The sequence below is a fragment of the Ramlibacter rhizophilus genome (assembly GCF_004681965.1).
Classification (GTDB): Bacteria; Pseudomonadota; Gammaproteobacteria; order Burkholderiales; family Burkholderiaceae_C; genus Ramlibacter; species Ramlibacter rhizophilus.
In genome coordinates, this window is record NZ_SMLL01000003.1 from 396,568 (window position 1) to 412,239 (window position 15,672).

Annotated in this window: 14 protein-coding genes; 4 read left to right on the forward strand and 10 right to left on the reverse strand. The window is 70.2% G+C overall.

Features of this window, described 5'->3' with window-relative positions:
- Position 1: 1 nt before the first annotated feature.
- Complete coding sequence (locus EZ242_RS08375; protein ID WP_205960620.1) at positions 2–1,066, reverse strand: sodium:calcium antiporter; 1,065 nt, start codon at positions 1,064–1,066, stop codon at positions 2–4.
- Positions 1,067–1,073: 7 nt separating this feature from the next.
- Positions 1,074–2,057, reverse strand: a complete 984-nt coding sequence (gene coxB, locus EZ242_RS08380; protein WP_135284683.1) for a cytochrome c oxidase subunit II — start codon at positions 2,055–2,057, stop codon at positions 1,074–1,076.
- Between the two features lie 180 nt (positions 2,058–2,237).
- Between coxB and EZ242_RS08385 the strand changes: the two genes are divergently transcribed.
- Both EZ242_RS08385 and EZ242_RS08390 read left to right on the forward strand, forming a co-directional pair.
- Positions 2,238–2,618 carry a c-type cytochrome gene (locus EZ242_RS08385; protein WP_240787024.1) on the forward strand — a complete coding sequence of 127 codons (381 nt, stop codon included), beginning with the start codon at positions 2,238–2,240 and terminating at the stop codon, positions 2,616–2,618.
- A gap of 5 nt (positions 2,619–2,623) precedes the next feature.
- A complete protein-coding gene (locus EZ242_RS08390; protein ID WP_135284684.1) occupies positions 2,624–3,556 on the forward strand; it encodes a c-type cytochrome in 933 nt (310 codons plus the stop codon).
- Between the two features lie 136 nt (positions 3,557–3,692).
- On the opposite strand, the gene EZ242_RS08395 is transcribed toward EZ242_RS08390, so the two are convergent.
- The 8 genes from EZ242_RS08395 to EZ242_RS08430 form a co-directional block, all read right to left on the reverse strand.
- Positions 3,693–4,298, reverse strand: a complete 606-nt coding sequence (locus EZ242_RS08395; protein WP_135284685.1) for a hypothetical protein — start codon at positions 4,296–4,298, stop codon at positions 3,693–3,695.
- A gap of 107 nt (positions 4,299–4,405) precedes the next feature.
- Entirely contained in the window at positions 4,406–4,843 is a 438-nt protein-coding gene (locus EZ242_RS08400) for a PPC domain-containing DNA-binding protein (RefSeq protein WP_135284686.1), read from the reverse strand.
- A gap of 3 nt (positions 4,844–4,846) precedes the next feature.
- Positions 4,847–7,777 carry an FAD-binding and (Fe-S)-binding domain-containing protein gene (locus EZ242_RS08405; protein ID WP_135284687.1) on the reverse strand — a complete coding sequence of 977 codons (2,931 nt, stop codon included), beginning with the start codon at positions 7,775–7,777 and terminating at the stop codon, positions 4,847–4,849.
- Positions 7,777–9,579 carry a thiamine pyrophosphate-requiring protein gene (locus EZ242_RS08410; protein ID WP_135284688.1) on the reverse strand — a complete coding sequence of 601 codons (1,803 nt, stop codon included), beginning with the start codon at positions 9,577–9,579 and terminating at the stop codon, positions 7,777–7,779. Before EZ242_RS08410 ends, EZ242_RS08405 begins: the two co-directional genes overlap by 1 nt.
- 165 nt (positions 9,580–9,744) lie before the next feature.
- Positions 9,745–10,785, reverse strand: coding sequence for a VWA domain-containing protein (locus tag EZ242_RS08415; RefSeq protein ID WP_135284689.1), 1,041 nt, complete (start codon positions 10,783–10,785; stop codon positions 9,745–9,747).
- 15 nt (positions 10,786–10,800) lie between these two features.
- Positions 10,801–11,799, reverse strand: coding sequence for a DUF58 domain-containing protein (locus EZ242_RS08420; protein ID WP_135284690.1), 999 nt, complete (start codon positions 11,797–11,799; stop codon positions 10,801–10,803).
- Entirely contained in the window at positions 11,780–12,799 is a 1,020-nt protein-coding gene (locus tag EZ242_RS08425; protein ID WP_135284691.1) for an AAA family ATPase, read from the reverse strand. The genes EZ242_RS08420 and EZ242_RS08425 overlap by 20 nt, the downstream gene beginning before the upstream one ends.
- A 24-nt stretch (positions 12,800–12,823) precedes the next feature.
- A complete protein-coding gene (locus EZ242_RS08430) occupies positions 12,824–13,828 on the reverse strand; it encodes a S1C family serine protease (protein WP_135284692.1) in 1,005 nt (334 codons plus the stop codon).
- 99 nt (positions 13,829–13,927) lie between these two features.
- Here EZ242_RS08430 and EZ242_RS08435 point away from each other — a divergent pair, with 99 nt between their 5' ends.
- Both EZ242_RS08435 and EZ242_RS08440 read left to right on the forward strand, forming a co-directional pair.
- Complete coding sequence (locus EZ242_RS08435) at positions 13,928–14,758, forward strand: TatD family hydrolase (RefSeq protein ID WP_135284693.1); 831 nt, start codon at positions 13,928–13,930, stop codon at positions 14,756–14,758.
- An 8-nt stretch (positions 14,759–14,766) separates the two neighbouring features.
- Positions 14,767–15,528 carry a spermine/spermidine synthase domain-containing protein gene (locus EZ242_RS08440; RefSeq protein ID WP_240787025.1) on the forward strand — a complete coding sequence of 254 codons (762 nt, stop codon included), beginning with the start codon at positions 14,767–14,769 and terminating at the stop codon, positions 15,526–15,528.
- The last annotated feature ends 144 nt before the right edge of the window (positions 15,529–15,672 follow it).

Below are 15,672 nucleotides of genomic sequence, written 5' to 3' on the forward strand. Positions count from 1 at the left end.
GTCAGCGCAGCTGGTAGAGCAGGAACAGCGCACCCAGGTAGGCGAGCAGGATGAAGAAGGAATCCACGCCCATGCGGCCGATGGTGCGGTTGCGCCGCTCGATGAGGCCGATCAGGAAGATCACCGTGAGCAGCACGCCCAGCAGCGCCAGGCCCAGCGAGAACACCCCCGCCTCGCCGAGCACCGGCGGGCCGGCGTACACCGCATCCACCAGCACGATCAGCGCCACGTTGAACAGGTTGGTGCCCAGGATGTCGGAGATCGCCATCTCGTGCTGGCGCAGGCGCATGGCCGAGACCACCGTGCTCAGCTCGGGCAGGGACGTGGCGAAGGCCAGCAGCACCGCGCCCGCGAAGCCCAGGCCCAGGCCCGTGCGCGTGCCGATGGCCTCGCCGGCCTGGCTCAGGAAGAAGCCGGCCACCAGGATCACCGCGCCCCCCGCCGTCGTGCGCAGCACCAGCGAGCGCATGGAGGCCGCATGCAGCGGGTCGGCCTGCGGCTCGCGCGCGGCGGCGGTCGCCTCGGCGTCGCGCAGGGCGGGGTGCTCGCGCGGCACCCAGGGCTGGCGGCCCTGCGCGCGCGAGATCATCCACAGCGAGAACAGGTAGAGGGCCGGCAGCGACCAGGCCCCGATGCCGATGCCCAGCAGGGGGAAGTCGCCTGTCGCGATGGCGAAGGCCGCCACCACCAGCAGCAGCATGGTGAGCGTGGCCTGCAGCAGCAGGATGGGCGAGGCCGAGACCACCGTGAGCGCATCGCGGCCGATGAAGCCGTCCACGGCGGCCAGCAGCGCCTTCTGCATCGCCACGCCGCCCAGCAGGTTGTTCACGGCGAGCGCCGGCGCGCCCGAGGCGGCCGAGAAGACGGACACCGCGCCTTCGGGCAGCGAGGTGATGCCGCCCAGCAGCACCATGCCCACCGTCACATGGCCCAGTCCGCTCTTGACGGCAATGACATTGGCGTAGCGGGCCAGGCGCGTACCGGCCAGCCACACCGCCACGGCGCAGACGCCGAAGACCAGGTACATCGTCCACAGCGGCACTTGGGCGGTATCGATCACGTTCATGCGCGCGTCACCGCAGGCTCATGAGCCACTCGGCCAGCGCGCGCAGCTCCTCCGGCGAGAACTGGTGGTAGGCCGGCATGCGCGCGCCGTCCTTGATGTGCTGCGGGTTGGCGATCCATCCGGCCAGCGTGCCCACATTGTTGGGAAGCGTGGCCGCCGCGATCCAGCCGCGGCGACCCACGTGCGTGAGGTCGGGCCCGATGCGGCCGTCGGCCGGCGTGCCGCGCACCGTGTGGCAGACACCGCAGCGGTTCTCCAGGAACAGGCGCTGTCCGAGCTGCAGGCGGGGCTCGGGCGGGGTGGATGCGGGCTGCTGCTGCGCCTGGAGCCAGCGCTGGAAGTCCGCCGCGGGCTGCGCGACCACGTGGAAGGCCATCTTGGCGTGCTGCGCGCCGCAGTATTCCGCGCACTGGCCGCGGAACACGCCGGGCTCGCGCGCCTCGATGCGCAACCAGTTCACGTGGCCGGGGATCATGTCCAGCTTGCCCGCGAGATTGGGCACCCAGAAGCTGTGGATCACGTTGTCCGAGACCAGCGCCAGTTCCACGGGCACCCCGGCGGGGATGACGATCTCGTTGGCCGTCTCCACCAGCACGCCGCCCTGCGGGTCCAGGTACTTCACGCGCCACCACCACAGCTCGCCCGTCACCTCGATGCGCAGCACCGAGGCGGCATCCGGCTGGCGCACCAGCGGCGAGACGGCCGAGAGCGTGTAAACCAACAGGGCCGTGAGCACGACCAGCGGGAACACGATGCCACCGCCCACGACCCAGCCGTGCTTTGCGAGCGAGGCGCGCAGCCGGCCCGGCCCGGCCACGGCCAGCAGCACGAGCAGCATCACGAAGACGAAGATGATGGCGCCGCCGACGAACAGCACCCAGGTGATCTCGAGCACCTGCGCCGCGCCTTCGCTCCAGGCCTCGAAAGCCGATTGCGCGGCGGCGCGAACCGGCGGCGCGGCGGGGGAGGGCACGGATGGAATGGCGGTCATGCGGCGGGTGGCAGGGACGTTCGCCGGCGGCGAGCGTCTCGTTCAGTTCGCATCTTGAAGAATCCGCGTGGCCGATGGGGCGGGCGCCGTGCGGCTTTTCAATTGCGTGCTCCTGTTACCTTGCGCTCGCGCTGAGTCTGGCCCCGCGCTGCGCGGCCGCCGTCCAGAATCGTGGCAAAGGTGTCCAGAGTCTCCATCGCATTCCTCCTGCCCGTGGCCTGCGCCGCGCTCCTGTCGCTGGGAGCCTGCTCGAGCGAGCCGGGTCCCATGCGCATCGCCGGAGGCGACCCGCAGCTCGGGCGTGAGCTGATCCAGCGCTACGGCTGCGTGGCCTGCCATGCCATCCCGGGCCTGAGCAGCTACGGCGCCAACGTGGGGCCGCCGCTGCACCGCATGGGGGAGCGTGCCTACGTCGGCGGCGTGATTGCCAACACGCCGGACAACCTGGTGGCCTGGCTGCAGAACCCGGCGGCCATCGATCCGCGCACGGCCATGCCCCGGCTGGGCATTTCGGAGCGCGAGGCGCGGCACATCGCGGCCTATCTCGTGAAGCCTCACTGACCGCCATGACCCTGCGCATCCGCCTCCGCACCCTCGGCCTGGCCCTGCTGGCGGTTCTGGCCGTCGCGGGCCTGGGTGCCTGGCTGTTCGTTTTCTACGGGCTCTACAACGTCGCTGCCTCGCGGCAGCACTATTCGCCGGTGTATTCCCTGCTGAACTACGCGCTGCATCGCTCGATCGCCGCGGAGTCCCGGGGCTTGGAGCCGCCGCCCAACCTGGTCGAGGCCGGCCGCATCCGAAGCGGCGTGGCGCTGTACCAGGCCCACTGCCTGCAATGCCACGGCGCGCCGGGCGTGTCGCCATCGGTCCTGGCCTTCGGCATGACGCCGGAACCGGTCAACCTGATGCCCAGCGCGCGCGCCTGGCCGCCCGAGCAGATCTTCTGGACGATCAAGCACGGCATCAAGATGTCCGGCATGCCCGCCTGGGAGTGGCGCATGCCGGACGAGCAGATCTGGGACCTGACCGCCTTCGTGAAGGCCATGGCGGTGATGTCGCCGCGGGACTATGCGCAGCTCGTGGGAGGGGTGCCGGACCCGGGACCCGGGCGAGCGTCACCCTCGGGCGGTCGGCAGCCGGCTGCGACCTCCACGGGAGCCGGCGCCGGCTGGCGCCCTCGCGAGACGAGCCCGCAGGACGCGGGGCTGCTGGGCGACCCACGCATCGGCAGGGAAAAGGTCGGAAGCTACCTGTGCGCCACCTGCCACGTCATCCCCGGCATGACGGGCGCCACGCGCTCGGTGGGCCCGCCCCTGAACGGCATCGGCACGCGCACCTACATTGCCGGTGTGATCCGCAACCGGCCGGAGAACATGGTGCGCTTCCTGCTGAACCCGCAGCAGGTGGACCCGCTGTCCGCCATGCCTCCGCTGGGCCTGAGCGAACAGGACGCGCGGGACGTGGCGGCGTTTCTCTATACCTTGAGGACGGTGGAGTAGGGCGGGGCGAGCGGACGAGGTGTCAACTTCGCCCCGAACGTGGCGCGCTCTTCATTGAGGCTTTTGTCACCGCGTCCTTCCGCCGTTGGCAGGCATGGCCGGCCGCAACCTTGCGCCGGAATCAGCGGCCGGATGTTCACCGCTTCGGCTCCGCACTACTGCCCACGGCGCAGTGAGCAGGAAAGGAGGCTTGGGCTGCGAGCCAGGCATTGTCGGCCGCCAAGCTCCGCGCCCCTTGCATCTGGCGTGCCGCGTACTCCACGGCCTTGGTGAGGTCCGGCCCGGCCTTGACGGGCTGGTCGAAGACATGGAGGAGCAACTCCGTCACTTGGTTGCCACGCAGACCGGTGCTCTTGACAACATCGACCAGTTGCAGGGCGAGCAGTTCGTTGCGAAGGTGTCCGACGGACAGCTGCCTCTGATCACCGCGGATCTTGGCGAGCAGGGGCTGGGCCAGACTTGCACACTGCCGATCCGCGAACGCTATTGTGAACATTGCCTGGTTGCGGTCGATGGCCGCCTTCTGGTGGCGCAGGGCGCTGCTGGAACTGGAGCCGCCGCCGGGCTTCAACTTCCATTGGCCCCAGCTCACACGGACCTGGGTGGAGTCCGCCAGCTTGGCTCCAGCCAGGAGAGGCTGCAGGTGACACAGCTCTTTGACCTTTGCCGCGCTGATCGGCGGGGGCGCAGATGTAGCGGACGGGCGGGTGCCGCTGAAATAGGCGCTGATTCTGGCGAACATGGCTTGTCCTCGCGAAGAATGATGGGTCGACTCGTTTGAGTCTGCCCATCAGTACTGCGCGGGCCAGCTTGGTTCGATGCACTGCCCGACCAGAACGCCTGCCGCGCCTACCCCCGCGCCGAGATCAGCGCCAACCCGCTCACCGGATCGTGCCGCCGCGCCAGGTACCCCGGTGACTCGACCAGCAGCAGCTCCAGCGTGGGCCGCACGCGCGCCTCCAGCAAATGCCCGCCGACGCAGCTGCCGTCGCGCCGCCCCAGCACCGCGTGAAGGTGGATCTTGGGTTGGTCCCCCTCCAGGGCGATGTCGCCCAGCAGGGACAGCACCTCCACCTGCTCGTCCACCTCGATGCGCTGGTAGTCCTTCTTCTCCCAGTCGAAGTAGCCCAGCGTGGCGCGCTCGAAGGCGCCGATGGCGCTGATGCGGCTGCTGGTGAGGCTGCGCTCGGCGGCGAAGCGCTCCAGGGTGGAGACGACCTCGTCGCCGGCCTCGTAGATGAGGGCGATCGTCTGTTCGGGGCTTTCGTTCAGGACCTTGGCTTTCATGGTTCAACTCCTTGACGTGCGTGCCCGGGCGGGCAGCGCTTGTTGCAGGGCCTGCGCGATGTGCAGGGCTTCGCGTCCGGTGCACTGGTGGATCTGCTCGCGGCAGCTGTAGCCGTCGGCCACGAGCCAGTCGTCCTCGGACCATTCGCGCACCGCCGGCAGCAGCACGCGTTCGCCGCAGGCGATGGACACCTCGTATTTGTGCGCCTCGAAGCCGAAGGATCCGGCCATGCCGCAGCAGCCGGTGTCCGGGGCGGACAGCGCCAGGCCCAGTCGGTCCGCCAGCAACGACTTCTCGCCGGCGAAGTCCAGCACCGACTTGTGGTGGCAGTGGCCGTGCACCAGGGCACGTCGCACCGGCGGCTCGAAGCGGGCCTGGGGCGCATGCCGCTCCAGGAAGTCCGGCAGCAGCATGGACTGTTCGCGCAGCCGCCGGGCCTGCTGGTCGTTCGGCAGCATCTGCGGCAGTTCCTCCTTGAAGACCGAGAGGCAGGCCGGCTCCAGCACCACGATGGGCGTGCCGGCGCGCAGGTCCTCGCCCAGCGCCTCGGTGATGCGCTGCAGGTAGCGGCGGGCGTCATGAAGGAAGCCGAACTCGTAGAGCGGCCGGCCGCAGCACAGCCCGCCGGGCGGCACCCGCACGCGAAAGCCCGCGTGGCGCAGCACGTCCACGGCCGCATGCGCCACCTGGGGATGGAAGTGGTTGTTGAAGGTGTCGGCCCAGAGCAGCACCTCGCCGGCGCCTGCGGGTGACGGGCCGTCGCGAAAGCCCGAAAGGAAGGTGCGCGGTGCGAAGGGCGGGATGCGGCGCTGGGCCGCGATGCCCACGATGCGCTTGGCCAGCGTGGAAAAGGGCGCCGTCTGGCTGAAGAAGTTGGCCAGGCCCGGCGCGTGCGCGGCCAGGCGCGACCACCGGTCCACGTGGCCGAAGGCGTGGGCCAGCAGCGGCCGCGGCGCGTGCTGGTGCCAGTGGTGCATGAACTCGGCCTTGTAGCTGGCCATGTCCACCTTCACCGGGCATTCGGCCTTGCAGCCCTTGCAGGACAGGCACAGGTCCAGGGCCTCCTTGACCGCGGGCTCCTGCCAGGGCGGGTGCAGCGTGGCGTCGGCGCGGCTCGCGTTGAGCATCTCGAACAGCAGGTGCGCGCGGCCGCGCGTGCTGTGCATCTCCTCGCCGGTGGCCATGTAGCTCGGGCACATGGTGCCGCTCTTCTTGCGGCATTCGCCCACGCCCACGCAGCGCAGCGTGGCGCGGGCGAAGTCGCCGTGGTCGGCGGCGAAGTGCATGACCGTCTCGACCGGCTCCGGCGCATAGCCGGTGCCCAGGCGCAGGTTCTCGTCGGAGCGGTAGGGGTGGACCACCTTGCCGGGATTCATCTTCCCTTGGGGGTCCCAGATCGCCTTGAATTCCTCGAAGGCCCGGACCAGTTCCTCGCCGTACATGATCGGCAGCAGCTCGCCCTTGGACTGGCCGTCGCCGTGCTCGCCGGAGATGGAGCCGTCGAAGCGCACCACCAGCTCGGCGGCTTCGCGGATGAAGCGGCGGTACTTCTCGATGCCCGGTGCACTGCGCAGGTCGAAGTCGATGCGCGTGTGCACGCAGCCCTGGCCGAAGTGGCCGTACAGGTCGCAGCCGTAGCCATAGGCCTCGAAGAGCTTGCGCAGCGCGCGCAGGTAGTCGCCCAGGCGCTCGGGCGGCACGGACGAATCCTCCCAGCCCTCCCAGGTGAGGTGCTCGCCCGGGACGTGCGCCGTGGCGCCGAGGCCGGCCTCGCGCACCGACCAGATCATGGCCTGTACCTGCGGGTCCTCGATGAGCTTCATGCTGGGGGCGCCCTGCGCGCCGCGCAGGCGCTCCATGAGCTGCCGCGCCTGCGCGCTCGCGTCCTCGGGCGTGTCGCCGCCGAACTCGACCAGCAGCCAGCCTCCGCCCTCGGGCAGCAGCGCCACGCCTTCGGGGTGCAGGTGGTTGCGCTCCATGTCGGAGACCAGCCGGTCGTCCACGCCTTCGAGGGCGACGGGCTTGGCCTGCATCACCTCGGGCACGTGGTCGCCCGCCTCGTACACCGAGGGGTAGCCGAGCACGAGCAGGCTGCGGGAGGGCGGGCGGTGCACCAGGCGCAGCCGGGCCTCCAGCACCACCACGCAGGTGCCTTCGGTGCCGACCAGGGCCTTGGCGAGGTCGAAGCCATTCTCCGGCAGCAGCTGCGGCAGGTTGTAGCCCGAGACACGGCGCGGGATGCGCGGGAAGCGCTCGCGGATGGCGTCGGCATGGCGCTCGGCCAGCGCCTTGAGGCCGCGCGCGATGTCGGCGCGTCGGTCTGCCGCGCTGCACAGGCGCTCGAAGGCGGCGTCGTCGGTCGCGCCCACGGTCATGCGCAGGCCGTCGTAGGTGAGGATGTCCAGCTCGATGACGTTGTGCACCGTCTCGCCGCCCATCACCGAGTGCGGGCCGCAGGAGTTGTTGCCGATCATCCCGCCCAGGGTGTTGTGGGTGTGGGTGGCGGGGTCGGGCGCGAAGGTGAGGTCGTGGTCGCGCGCCGCGTGGCGCAGGTCGTCGAGCACGCAGCCGGGCTGCACGCGCGCGATGCGGGCCTCGGGGTCGATCTCCAGCACCTGGTTCATGTACTTGGAGAAGTCCAGCACCACGGCCACGTTGCAGCACTGGCCGCACAGGCTGGTGCCGCCGCCGCGCGAGAGCAGCGGCGCGCCGTGCGCGTGGCAGGCCGCCACCGTGGCGACGACGTCGTCCACGTCGCGCGGGATCACCACGCCGATGGGCGTCTGGCGGTAGTTGGAGGCGTCGGTGGCGTAGAGGGCGCGACTGCCGGCGTCGAAGCGCACCTCCCCGCGCACCGTGGCGCGCAGGTCGGCCTCCAGGCGGCGCGCGTCCAGGCCCGCATCATCCGGCGCGGTCTCGTGCCGGTGCGCCATCAGGACTTCTTCTTGCCCTTGCCGCCGACCAGGCCGTCCCACCATTCCTTGGCGCTGGCGATGACGATGCCCACGGCTTCCGGATCGCCCGAGACCAGCGCCTTGGCATAGGAGCGCGCCTGCTTGGCCGAGACGTGCGGCGGCACGGGCGGCACCTTGGGATCGGACATCACCTGCAGCAGCGCCGGCCGGTCCGCGCGCAAGGCTTCGTCCCAGGCCGGGCCGATGGCCTCGGGCGTTTCCACCTTGATGCCCAGCAGGCCCAGCGATCGCGCGTACTCGGCGAAGGGAAAGCTCGGCAGCACCTGGGAGCCTTCGAACTTGGGGTCGCCGCCCATGATGCGCTGTTCCCAGGTGACCATGTTCAGGTCGCCGTTGTCCACCACCAGCACCACCAGGCGCGGGTCGGCCCACTGCTTGTAGCGGTGCGCCACGGTGATGAGGCCATTGATGCCCAGCATCTGCATGGCGCCGTCACCGCTGATGGCGATCACCGGCCGGTCCGGGTAGGCCAGCTTGGCGGCCAGGGCATAGGGCACGGAGGGGCCCATGGTGGCGAGGCCGCCCGAGAGCGAGCCCATCATGCCGCGGCGGAATTTCAGGTCGCGCGCGTACCAGGTGGCCGTGCTGCCCGAGTCGCAGGTGATGATGCAGTGCTCCGGCAGGCGCGGCGACAGCTCCCAGAAGATGCGCTGCGGGTTGATCGGGTCGGCGGTGTTCTGCGAGCGCGCCTCCAGCACGCCCCACCAGTCGCGCACCTGGCCTTCGATCTGCTCGCGCCAGCCGCGGTCGGTCTTGCGTTCCAGCAACGGCAGCAGCTCCTGCAGGGTGAGCTTGCTGTCCCCCACGAGGTTGACCTCCATGGGGTAGCGCAGGCTCAGCTTGCGGCCGTCCAGGTCGATCTGCACGCCGCGCGCCTGGCCCTCCTTGGGCAGGTACTCGGAGTAGGGGAAGCTGGACCCGACCATGAGCAGCGTGTCGCAATTGCTCATCATCTCCCAGCTGGGCTGCGTCCCCAGCAGGCCGATGCTGCCGGTGACGAAGGGCAGGTCGTCCGGCACCGCGGCTTTGCCGAGCAGGGCCTTGGCGATGCCGGCGCCCAGGCGATCGGCCACCTCGATCAGTTCGTCGGTGGCATTGAGCGCTCCCGCGCCCGCCAGGATGGCGACCTTCTTGCCCGCATTGAGCACCTCGGCCGCGGCGCGCAGGCTGGCCGTGTCGGGCGCCACGCGCTTGCCGGTCAGGCCGATGCCGCTGTGGACGGTACTGTGCAGGCGCGGTGGCTTGTCCACCGCGTCCATTTCCTGCAGGTCGTGCGGCAGGATGATGCAGGTCACGCTGCGCTGGTCGCGCGCGATGCGCATGGCGCGGTCCACCAGGTGGCGGATCTGCTCGGGCACCATGGCCGTGTGCACGTACTCGTGCGCCACGTCCTTGAAGAGGGTGTTGAGGTCCACCTCCTGCTGGTAGTCGCCGCCCATGGCCGCGCGGGCGGCCTGGCCCACGATGGCAACCACCGGCTGGTGGTCGGCCTTGGCGTCGTACAGGCCATTGAGCAGGTGGATCGCGCCGGGCCCGGAGGTGGCCATGCACACCGCCACCTCGCCGGTGAACTTGGCATGCGCGCAGGCCATGAAGGCCGCCAGCTCCTCGTGCCGCGCCTGGATGAACTCGATCTTGTCGCTGGCGCGGTCCAGCGCGCCCAGCAGGCCGTTGATGCCGTCGCCGGGGTAGCCGAAGATGCGCCGCACGCCCCATTCGTGCAGGCGCTCGAGGATCTGGTCGCTGGTGGTGGTGCTCATGGCGTCTCCCGGTTGCATGCGGGCCGGGCACGGCCGGCCCCCTGCGGTTCATTGTGGGACGCCACCCGCCCGCCGGGCGTTCACGGCTAGCAGGTGCAAATGGCGTAGTTGGAAGTTACATGGCCGCCCGGAGGCGGCCATGTCGGGGCAGCGTTGCAGGCGGCGCTACAGGATCCGGTTGAACCACAGCAGCGACAGCCCCCCCGCCCCCAGCGCCAACAAGGCCGCGGCGAGCGCGAAGAGCGCCGAGATCTCGGTTTCCTTCTTCTCCACCGTGAGGCGTGAGCTGAGGGACTGGTAGACCTTCTTGAGGTCCTGGGCGGTGCCGGCGTAGAAGTACTCGGCGTCCGTCTTGGTGGCGATCTGCTTGAGGGTTTCCTCGTCCAGGCGCACGCGCATGGACCAGCCCTCGAAGCCAATGGTCTCGCCATCGATGGTGCCCACGCCCACGGTGTACACGCGCACGCCGCGGTCGGCGGCCATCTTGGCGGCCTCCAGGGGATCGACGCCCGTGGTGCGCTGGCCGTCGGTGAGCATGATGATCGCGGCCGAGTTGTAGGAGCCGGGCGGCACCGGGGTGAACTCCTTCTTCTCCTTGCGCTCGGCGTTGATGGCGAAGCCACGCTGGCGCTCGCGCCCGGCCTGCAGGGCCTGCAGCTCGATGCCCTGGTCGGGGAACAGCGTGGCCAGCGAGATGACGATGGCATTGCCCGTGGCCGTGGCGCGCTGGAGCTGGAAGCGGTCGATGGCCGTGACCAGGTCTTCCCGGTTGGTGGTGGGCAGCTGCGCCACCTGCGCCGAACCCGCAAAGGCCACGATGCCGACCTTCACGTGCCGCGGCAGCTCGCCCAGGAAGCTCTTGGCCGCGTTCTGGGCCGCGACCAGGCGGTTGGGTTCGACGTCGGTCGCACGCATGCTGCCGGAGACGTCCATGGCCAGGATGATCGTCTGGTGCGCCGAAGGCAGCGCGATGACCGCCACCGGCCGCGCCGAGGCCAGCAGCATGGCCGTGAGCGAGAGCAGGAAGAGAAGCGGCGGCAGGTGCCGGCGCCAGGCCGAGCGCGTGCCCATCGCTTCCTTGACCACCGACAGCGAGGCATAGCGCACCGCCATCTTCTTCTTGCGGCGCAGCAGCGCGATGTACAGCAGGACGAGCAGCGGCAGGGCCAGCAGCAGCCAGAGGTAGTGGGGCCAGAGGAATTGCATGACGGGACTCTCAGGTCAGGCGGCTTGCTTCAGGTGGGCGGGCAGGCTGCCGGCGGCCAGGCGCAGCCGGCGCTTGCGCATTTCCATGAACCGCATCAGCGCGTCCACCAGGTCGCCGTCGGTGGACAGCTCGAGCGCATCGACGCCCGCCTTGGCCAGGCCCTCGCGCAGCTCGGCTTCGCGCTGCGCGGCCACGGTGGCGAAGCGCTTGCGAAAACCCGGATCGTGCGTGTCCACCAGGAGCTGCTCGCCGGTTTCGGCGTCGCGCAGGGTGAGCAGGCCCAGGTCGGGCAGTTGCAGCTCGAGCGGGTCGAGCAGGCGCACGGCGACCACTTCGTGGCGCCGCGCCAGCTGCGCGAGCGGGCGATCCCAGCCGGGCTCGCTGATGAAGTCGGAGACGACGAAGACGGTGGAGCGGCGCTTGAGCATGGACGCCGCCGCGTCGAGCAGGTCGCGCAGGCGCGTGGTCTGGGCCTCGGGCTGCACCGGCCGGGTCTGCAGGGCATGCAGCAGGTGCAGCACGTGGCGCCGGCCGCCGCGCGAAGGAATGACGGTGTCCACGCCGCTGCCGTACAGCATGGCGCCCACGCGGTTGCCATGGCGCGTGAGCAGGCGCGCGAGCACGGCGACGAATTCGGCCGAGACATGGCGCTTGCGCTGCTCGCCCGACCCGAAGTCCACCGAGGGGCTCAGGTCCAGCAGGAACCAGGCGGCCATCTCGCGGTCTTCGGTGAACACGCGCACGTGGGGCGTGCCCTGGCGGGCGGTGACGTTCCAGTCGATGTGGCGCACGTCGTCGTGATGCTGGTATTCGCGCAGGTCGGCCAGGTCCAGGCCGGTGCCGCGCAGCAGGGTGCGGTAGTCGCCCTGCAGGAGGCCGTCCAGGCGGCGGATGGCCGTCCATTCCAGCCGCCGCAGCACGTGCTCGGCCCGGGATGCCCCGGGCAGCTCGGGCGCGGGCGAGGGCGCCGGGGGGGCGTCGCCGCCGAAGCGTTTACGCAGCCAGTTTTTCATGTTCCAGCGGTCGCGGCGGGGCCGGGATGCGGGCCATGATGCGCTCGACCAGCGTGTCCGAGGCGAGGCCCTCGGACAGGGCCTCGTAGGACAGCACCAGGCGGTGGCGCAGCACGTCGGGGACCAGGTCGCTCATGTCCTCGGGCAGGGCGTAGGTGCGCCCGCGCAGCATGGCCAGGGCGCGGGCGCCTTCCACCAGGTTGATGGTGGCGCGCGGGCTGGCGCCGAAGGTGATGAAGCGGTTCATGTCCTTCAGGCCGTGGCGCGCCGGGTCACGCGTGGCCGAGACCAGCTTCACGGCGTACTGCACCAGGGCGGGATCGACGTAGACGCGGCGGCACTCGGCCTGCAGGGCCGCGAGCTGCTCGGTGGTGGCGACGGGCGAGACGTCCACCTGCGGTCCGGTCACGCGCTCGACGATGACGTACTCCTCCTCGTCGGTCGGGTAGTCCACCAGCACCTTCATCATGAAGCGGTCCACCTGCGCCTCGGGCAGCGGGTAGGTGCCTTCGGTCTCGATGGGGTTCTGGGTGGCCATGACCAGGAAGGGCGAGGGCACGCGGTGGGTCTGTCCGGCGATGGTGACCTGCCGCTCCTGCATGACTTCCAGCAGCGCGCTCTGCACCTTGGCCGGGGCGCGGTTGATCTCGTCGGCCAGCAGCAGGTTGGTGAAGACCGGCCCGAGCGAGGTGCTGAACTCACCGCTCTTCTGGTTGTAGATGCGCGTGCCCACCAGGTCGGCGGGAACGAGGTCGGGGGTGAACTGGATGCGCTTGAAGTTGCCGCGCACGGTGCTGGCGAGCGTCTTGACGGTGAGCGTCTTGGCCAGGCCGGGCACGCCCTCGACCAGCAGGTGGCCCTGCGCCAGCATGGCGACCATCACGCGTTCGAGGAAGCGGTCCTGGCCGACCACCACGCGCTTGACCTCGTAGAGGATCTGCTCCATCAGCTTGGCGGTGTGGCTGTCCTGGCGGGGGGATTCGGAAAGCGAGTCGTTCATGGTGCGAGGAATGAGCGAAGGTCTTCAGAAGGGCGGCAGGCCGGCGGCGTTGGCGGCGTTCTCGATCGGCACGGCGAAGCCGATGCCCAGGAAGGTGCGCGCCGAAGTGGGGTTGAGGATGGCGGTGACGATGCCCACGAGCTGGCCGTCCATGGTGACCAGCGGGCCGCCCGAATTGCCGGGGTTGGCCGCGGCGTCGAACTGGATCAGGTTGCGCATCTCGGCGCCGCTGTCGGGCGAGCGGAACACGCGGCCCAGGCCGGAGACCACGCCGGCGGAGCCGGAGGGACCGATGCCGAAGGGAAAGCCCACCGCCACCACCTTGTCGCCGGGGGCGAGGTCGCCGGTGGAGCGCATGGTGGCGGCGATCATGTCGTCCGGGATCTTCTGCGCCTGCAGCACGGCCAGGTCGTTCTCCGGCTGCACGTTGGTGAGCGAGGCGCTGGCCTCCAGCCCGTCATGGAAGATCACCTTGATGCGGTCGGCGCCCGAGACCACGTGCAGGTTGGTGAGGATCACGCCCTTGTCCACGATGACGACGCCGGTCCCCACGCCGCTTTCGATCTCGTTGTCATTGTCTTCGACCTGCGGATTGGCCGGGGCGGGGCCCAGCGGCTTGGGCTTGTCGGTGCGCTTGTTCAGCTTGGCAAGCTGGTCGGCCGAGAGGCGGTCCTTGCGGATGTAGCTGACCACGCGCACGACGGACGGACGGATGTTCTCGTAGGCGCGGGCGTACTCGGAGGGGATGTTCTGCGTCTCGAGGGTCTTGAGGACGGCGGCGTCGATGTCCTTCTGCGTGAGGCGCCGCTGGGTGGGCTGGACGGCGAAGCTGTAGGCGAGCAGGGCGGCCATGACCAGGATCACGACCCAGAGAAGCTCCGTCTGACTGGGACGGCGCCCGCGTCGACGGGGGGCAGGGGAATCGGGAGGGGCCTGGGCGGCGGCGGCTGAGGCAGAGGCCTCGGGCTCAGGGGATCCAGCGGCCGCTTGGCCTGGGCGGCTGGAGCTGTAGAAGGCTGGCCTGCGCATCCGTCACCTCAAAAACTTGCGAAAGGAGACAAGGAAAACCCGGAGCACACGGTATCACGGATCGGCGGGCACTGCGCCACGCTCGGGCATCATGCGGCGATGTCCGACTGGATCGATACACATTGCCATCTGGACGCGGACGAATTCGCGGCCGATCGCGATGCGGTGCGGCGCCGGGCCGCCGCGGCGGGGGTGGCGCAGTGCGTGATTCCTGCAGTCGCCGCTGCCCACTTCGAGCGGGTGCGCACGCTGGCCCACGCGAACGGCGATGCCTATGCCCTGGGCATCCATCCGCTGCTCACGGCGCAGGCCGGGCCGCAGGACCTGGAGGCGCTCGACGCGCAGCTCGCCCTGCGTGCGGGCGATGCACGCCTGGTGGCGGTGGGCGAGATCGGGCTGGATCACTTCGTGCCCGGCCTGGATGCGGCGCGGCAGGCGCACTTCTATCGCGAGCAGTTGCGGATCGCGGCGCACCACGGGTTGCCGGTGATCCTGCATGTGCGCCGGTCGGCCGATGCGCTGCTGCGGGAGCTGCGGCGCATCCCGGTGGCCGGCGGCATCGCGCATGCCTTCAACGGTAGCTGGCAGCAGGCCTGCCAGTTCGTGGACCTCGGGTTCAGGCTGGGCTTTGGCGGCACGCTGAGCTACGAGCGCTCGCAGCAGATCCGGCGCCTGGCGACGCAGTTGCCGCTGGAGGCCATCGTGCTGGAGACCGATGCGCCGGACATTCCGCCGCACTGGCTGTACCGCACTGCACAGGAACGGGCGGCCGGGCATCCGCAGGGGCGCAACGAACCCGCCGAGCTGACGCGCATTGGCGCCGTGCTGGCGCAGCTGCGGGGCCTGTCCAGCGAGGCGGTGGCCGAGGCGACCACCCGCAACGCCTGCGCGGCGCTGCCGCGCCTGGCGGGCCTGCGCGGCTCACGATAATCGCGCCGGTGAAACCGATCAGCCAAGCGGGCCCCGAACTGCCCGAAGTTAACGTCTCCGAGCACGACGGCATCCGCTACCTGCACCTGGGAAGCGAATGGATCCAGGGCTCGATGCGCATCGCCGCGCCCGACGAGATCGACCTCGAGTACGTGCAGCGCATGATGGCCTGGCTGCTGTTCGTCGATCCGGCCTCCGTGGCGCAGCGCCACGCCATGCAGCTGGGCCTGGGCGCGGCCGCGCTCACCAAGTTCTGCCGCAGGCGCCTGCGCATGCAGACCACGGCCATCGAGCTCAACCCGCAGGTCGTCGCGGCCTGCCGCACGTACTTCAAGCTGCCGCCGGACGATGCCCGCCTGTCGGTGGTGCTGGGCGATGCGGCCGAGGTGGCCGCCCATGCGCACTGGCAGGGCCGCATCGACGCCCTGCAGGTGGACCTGTACGACGAGGAGGCCGCCGCGCCGGTGCTGGACAGCGAAGGCTTCTACGCCGACTGTCGGCGCCTGCTCACCGGGGACGGTTGCATGACGGTGAATCTCTTCGGCCGCTCATCCAGCTACGCGGCCAGCCTGGAGCGGATCGCGGCGGCCTTCGGGCCGGAGGCGGTCTGGGCCTTCAAGCCCACGCGCGAAGGCAACACCGTGGTGCTGGCCCTGCGCACGCCGCAGACGCCCGGGCGCCCCGAACTGCAGGCGCGCGCCGACGCGGTCGAGTCGCGCTGGGGCCTGCCGGCCAGGAAGTGGCTCAAGGTGCTGCGCCGGATCGGCTGAACGCCGAGCCGGGGCGCCATGCCCTGATCTGGTGCGCGCGGTCGGTGGTAGGTGGAACCCACAACTGTTTACCAGCCGCTGCCGCCCACAATCCGCCGGTTATCCAAATACCGAGGAGATTGCCGTGCGCGTGAAGAACCAGAG

What these genes read in the sequence shown, in the direction of transcription:
- EZ242_RS08430 (WP_135284692.1), bottom strand. Translation starts at nt 13,828, where the DNA reads ATGCGCAGGCCAGCCTTCTACAGCTCCAGCCGCCCAGGCCAAGCGGCC.
- EZ242_RS08425 (WP_135284691.1), bottom strand. Translation starts at nt 12,799, where the DNA reads ATGAACGACTCGCTTTCCGAATCCCCCCGCCAGGACAGCCACACCGCC.
- EZ242_RS08375 (WP_205960620.1), bottom strand. Translation starts at nt 1,066, where the DNA reads ATGAACGTGATCGATACCGCCCAAGTGCCGCTGTGGACGATGTACCTG.
- EZ242_RS08395 (WP_135284685.1), bottom strand. Translation starts at nt 4,298, where the DNA reads ATGTTCGCCAGAATCAGCGCCTATTTCAGCGGCACCCGCCCGTCCGCT.
- EZ242_RS08420 (WP_135284690.1), bottom strand. Translation starts at nt 11,799, where the DNA reads ATGAAAAACTGGCTGCGTAAACGCTTCGGCGGCGACGCCCCCCCGGCG.
- EZ242_RS08390 (WP_135284684.1), top strand. Translation starts at nt 2,624, where the DNA reads ATGACCCTGCGCATCCGCCTCCGCACCCTCGGCCTGGCCCTGCTGGCG.
- coxB (WP_135284683.1), bottom strand. Translation starts at nt 2,057, where the DNA reads ATGACCGCCATTCCATCCGTGCCCTCCCCCGCCGCGCCGCCGGTTCGC.
- EZ242_RS08435 (WP_135284693.1), top strand. Translation starts at nt 13,928, where the DNA reads ATGTCCGACTGGATCGATACACATTGCCATCTGGACGCGGACGAATTC.
- EZ242_RS08405 (WP_135284687.1), bottom strand. Translation starts at nt 7,777, where the DNA reads ATGGCGCACCGGCACGAGACCGCGCCGGATGATGCGGGCCTGGACGCG.
- EZ242_RS08410 (WP_135284688.1), bottom strand. Translation starts at nt 9,579, where the DNA reads ATGAGCACCACCACCAGCGACCAGATCCTCGAGCGCCTGCACGAATGG.
- EZ242_RS08400 (WP_135284686.1), bottom strand. Translation starts at nt 4,843, where the DNA reads ATGAAAGCCAAGGTCCTGAACGAAAGCCCCGAACAGACGATCGCCCTC.
- EZ242_RS08415 (WP_135284689.1), bottom strand. Translation starts at nt 10,785, where the DNA reads ATGCAATTCCTCTGGCCCCACTACCTCTGGCTGCTGCTGGCCCTGCCG.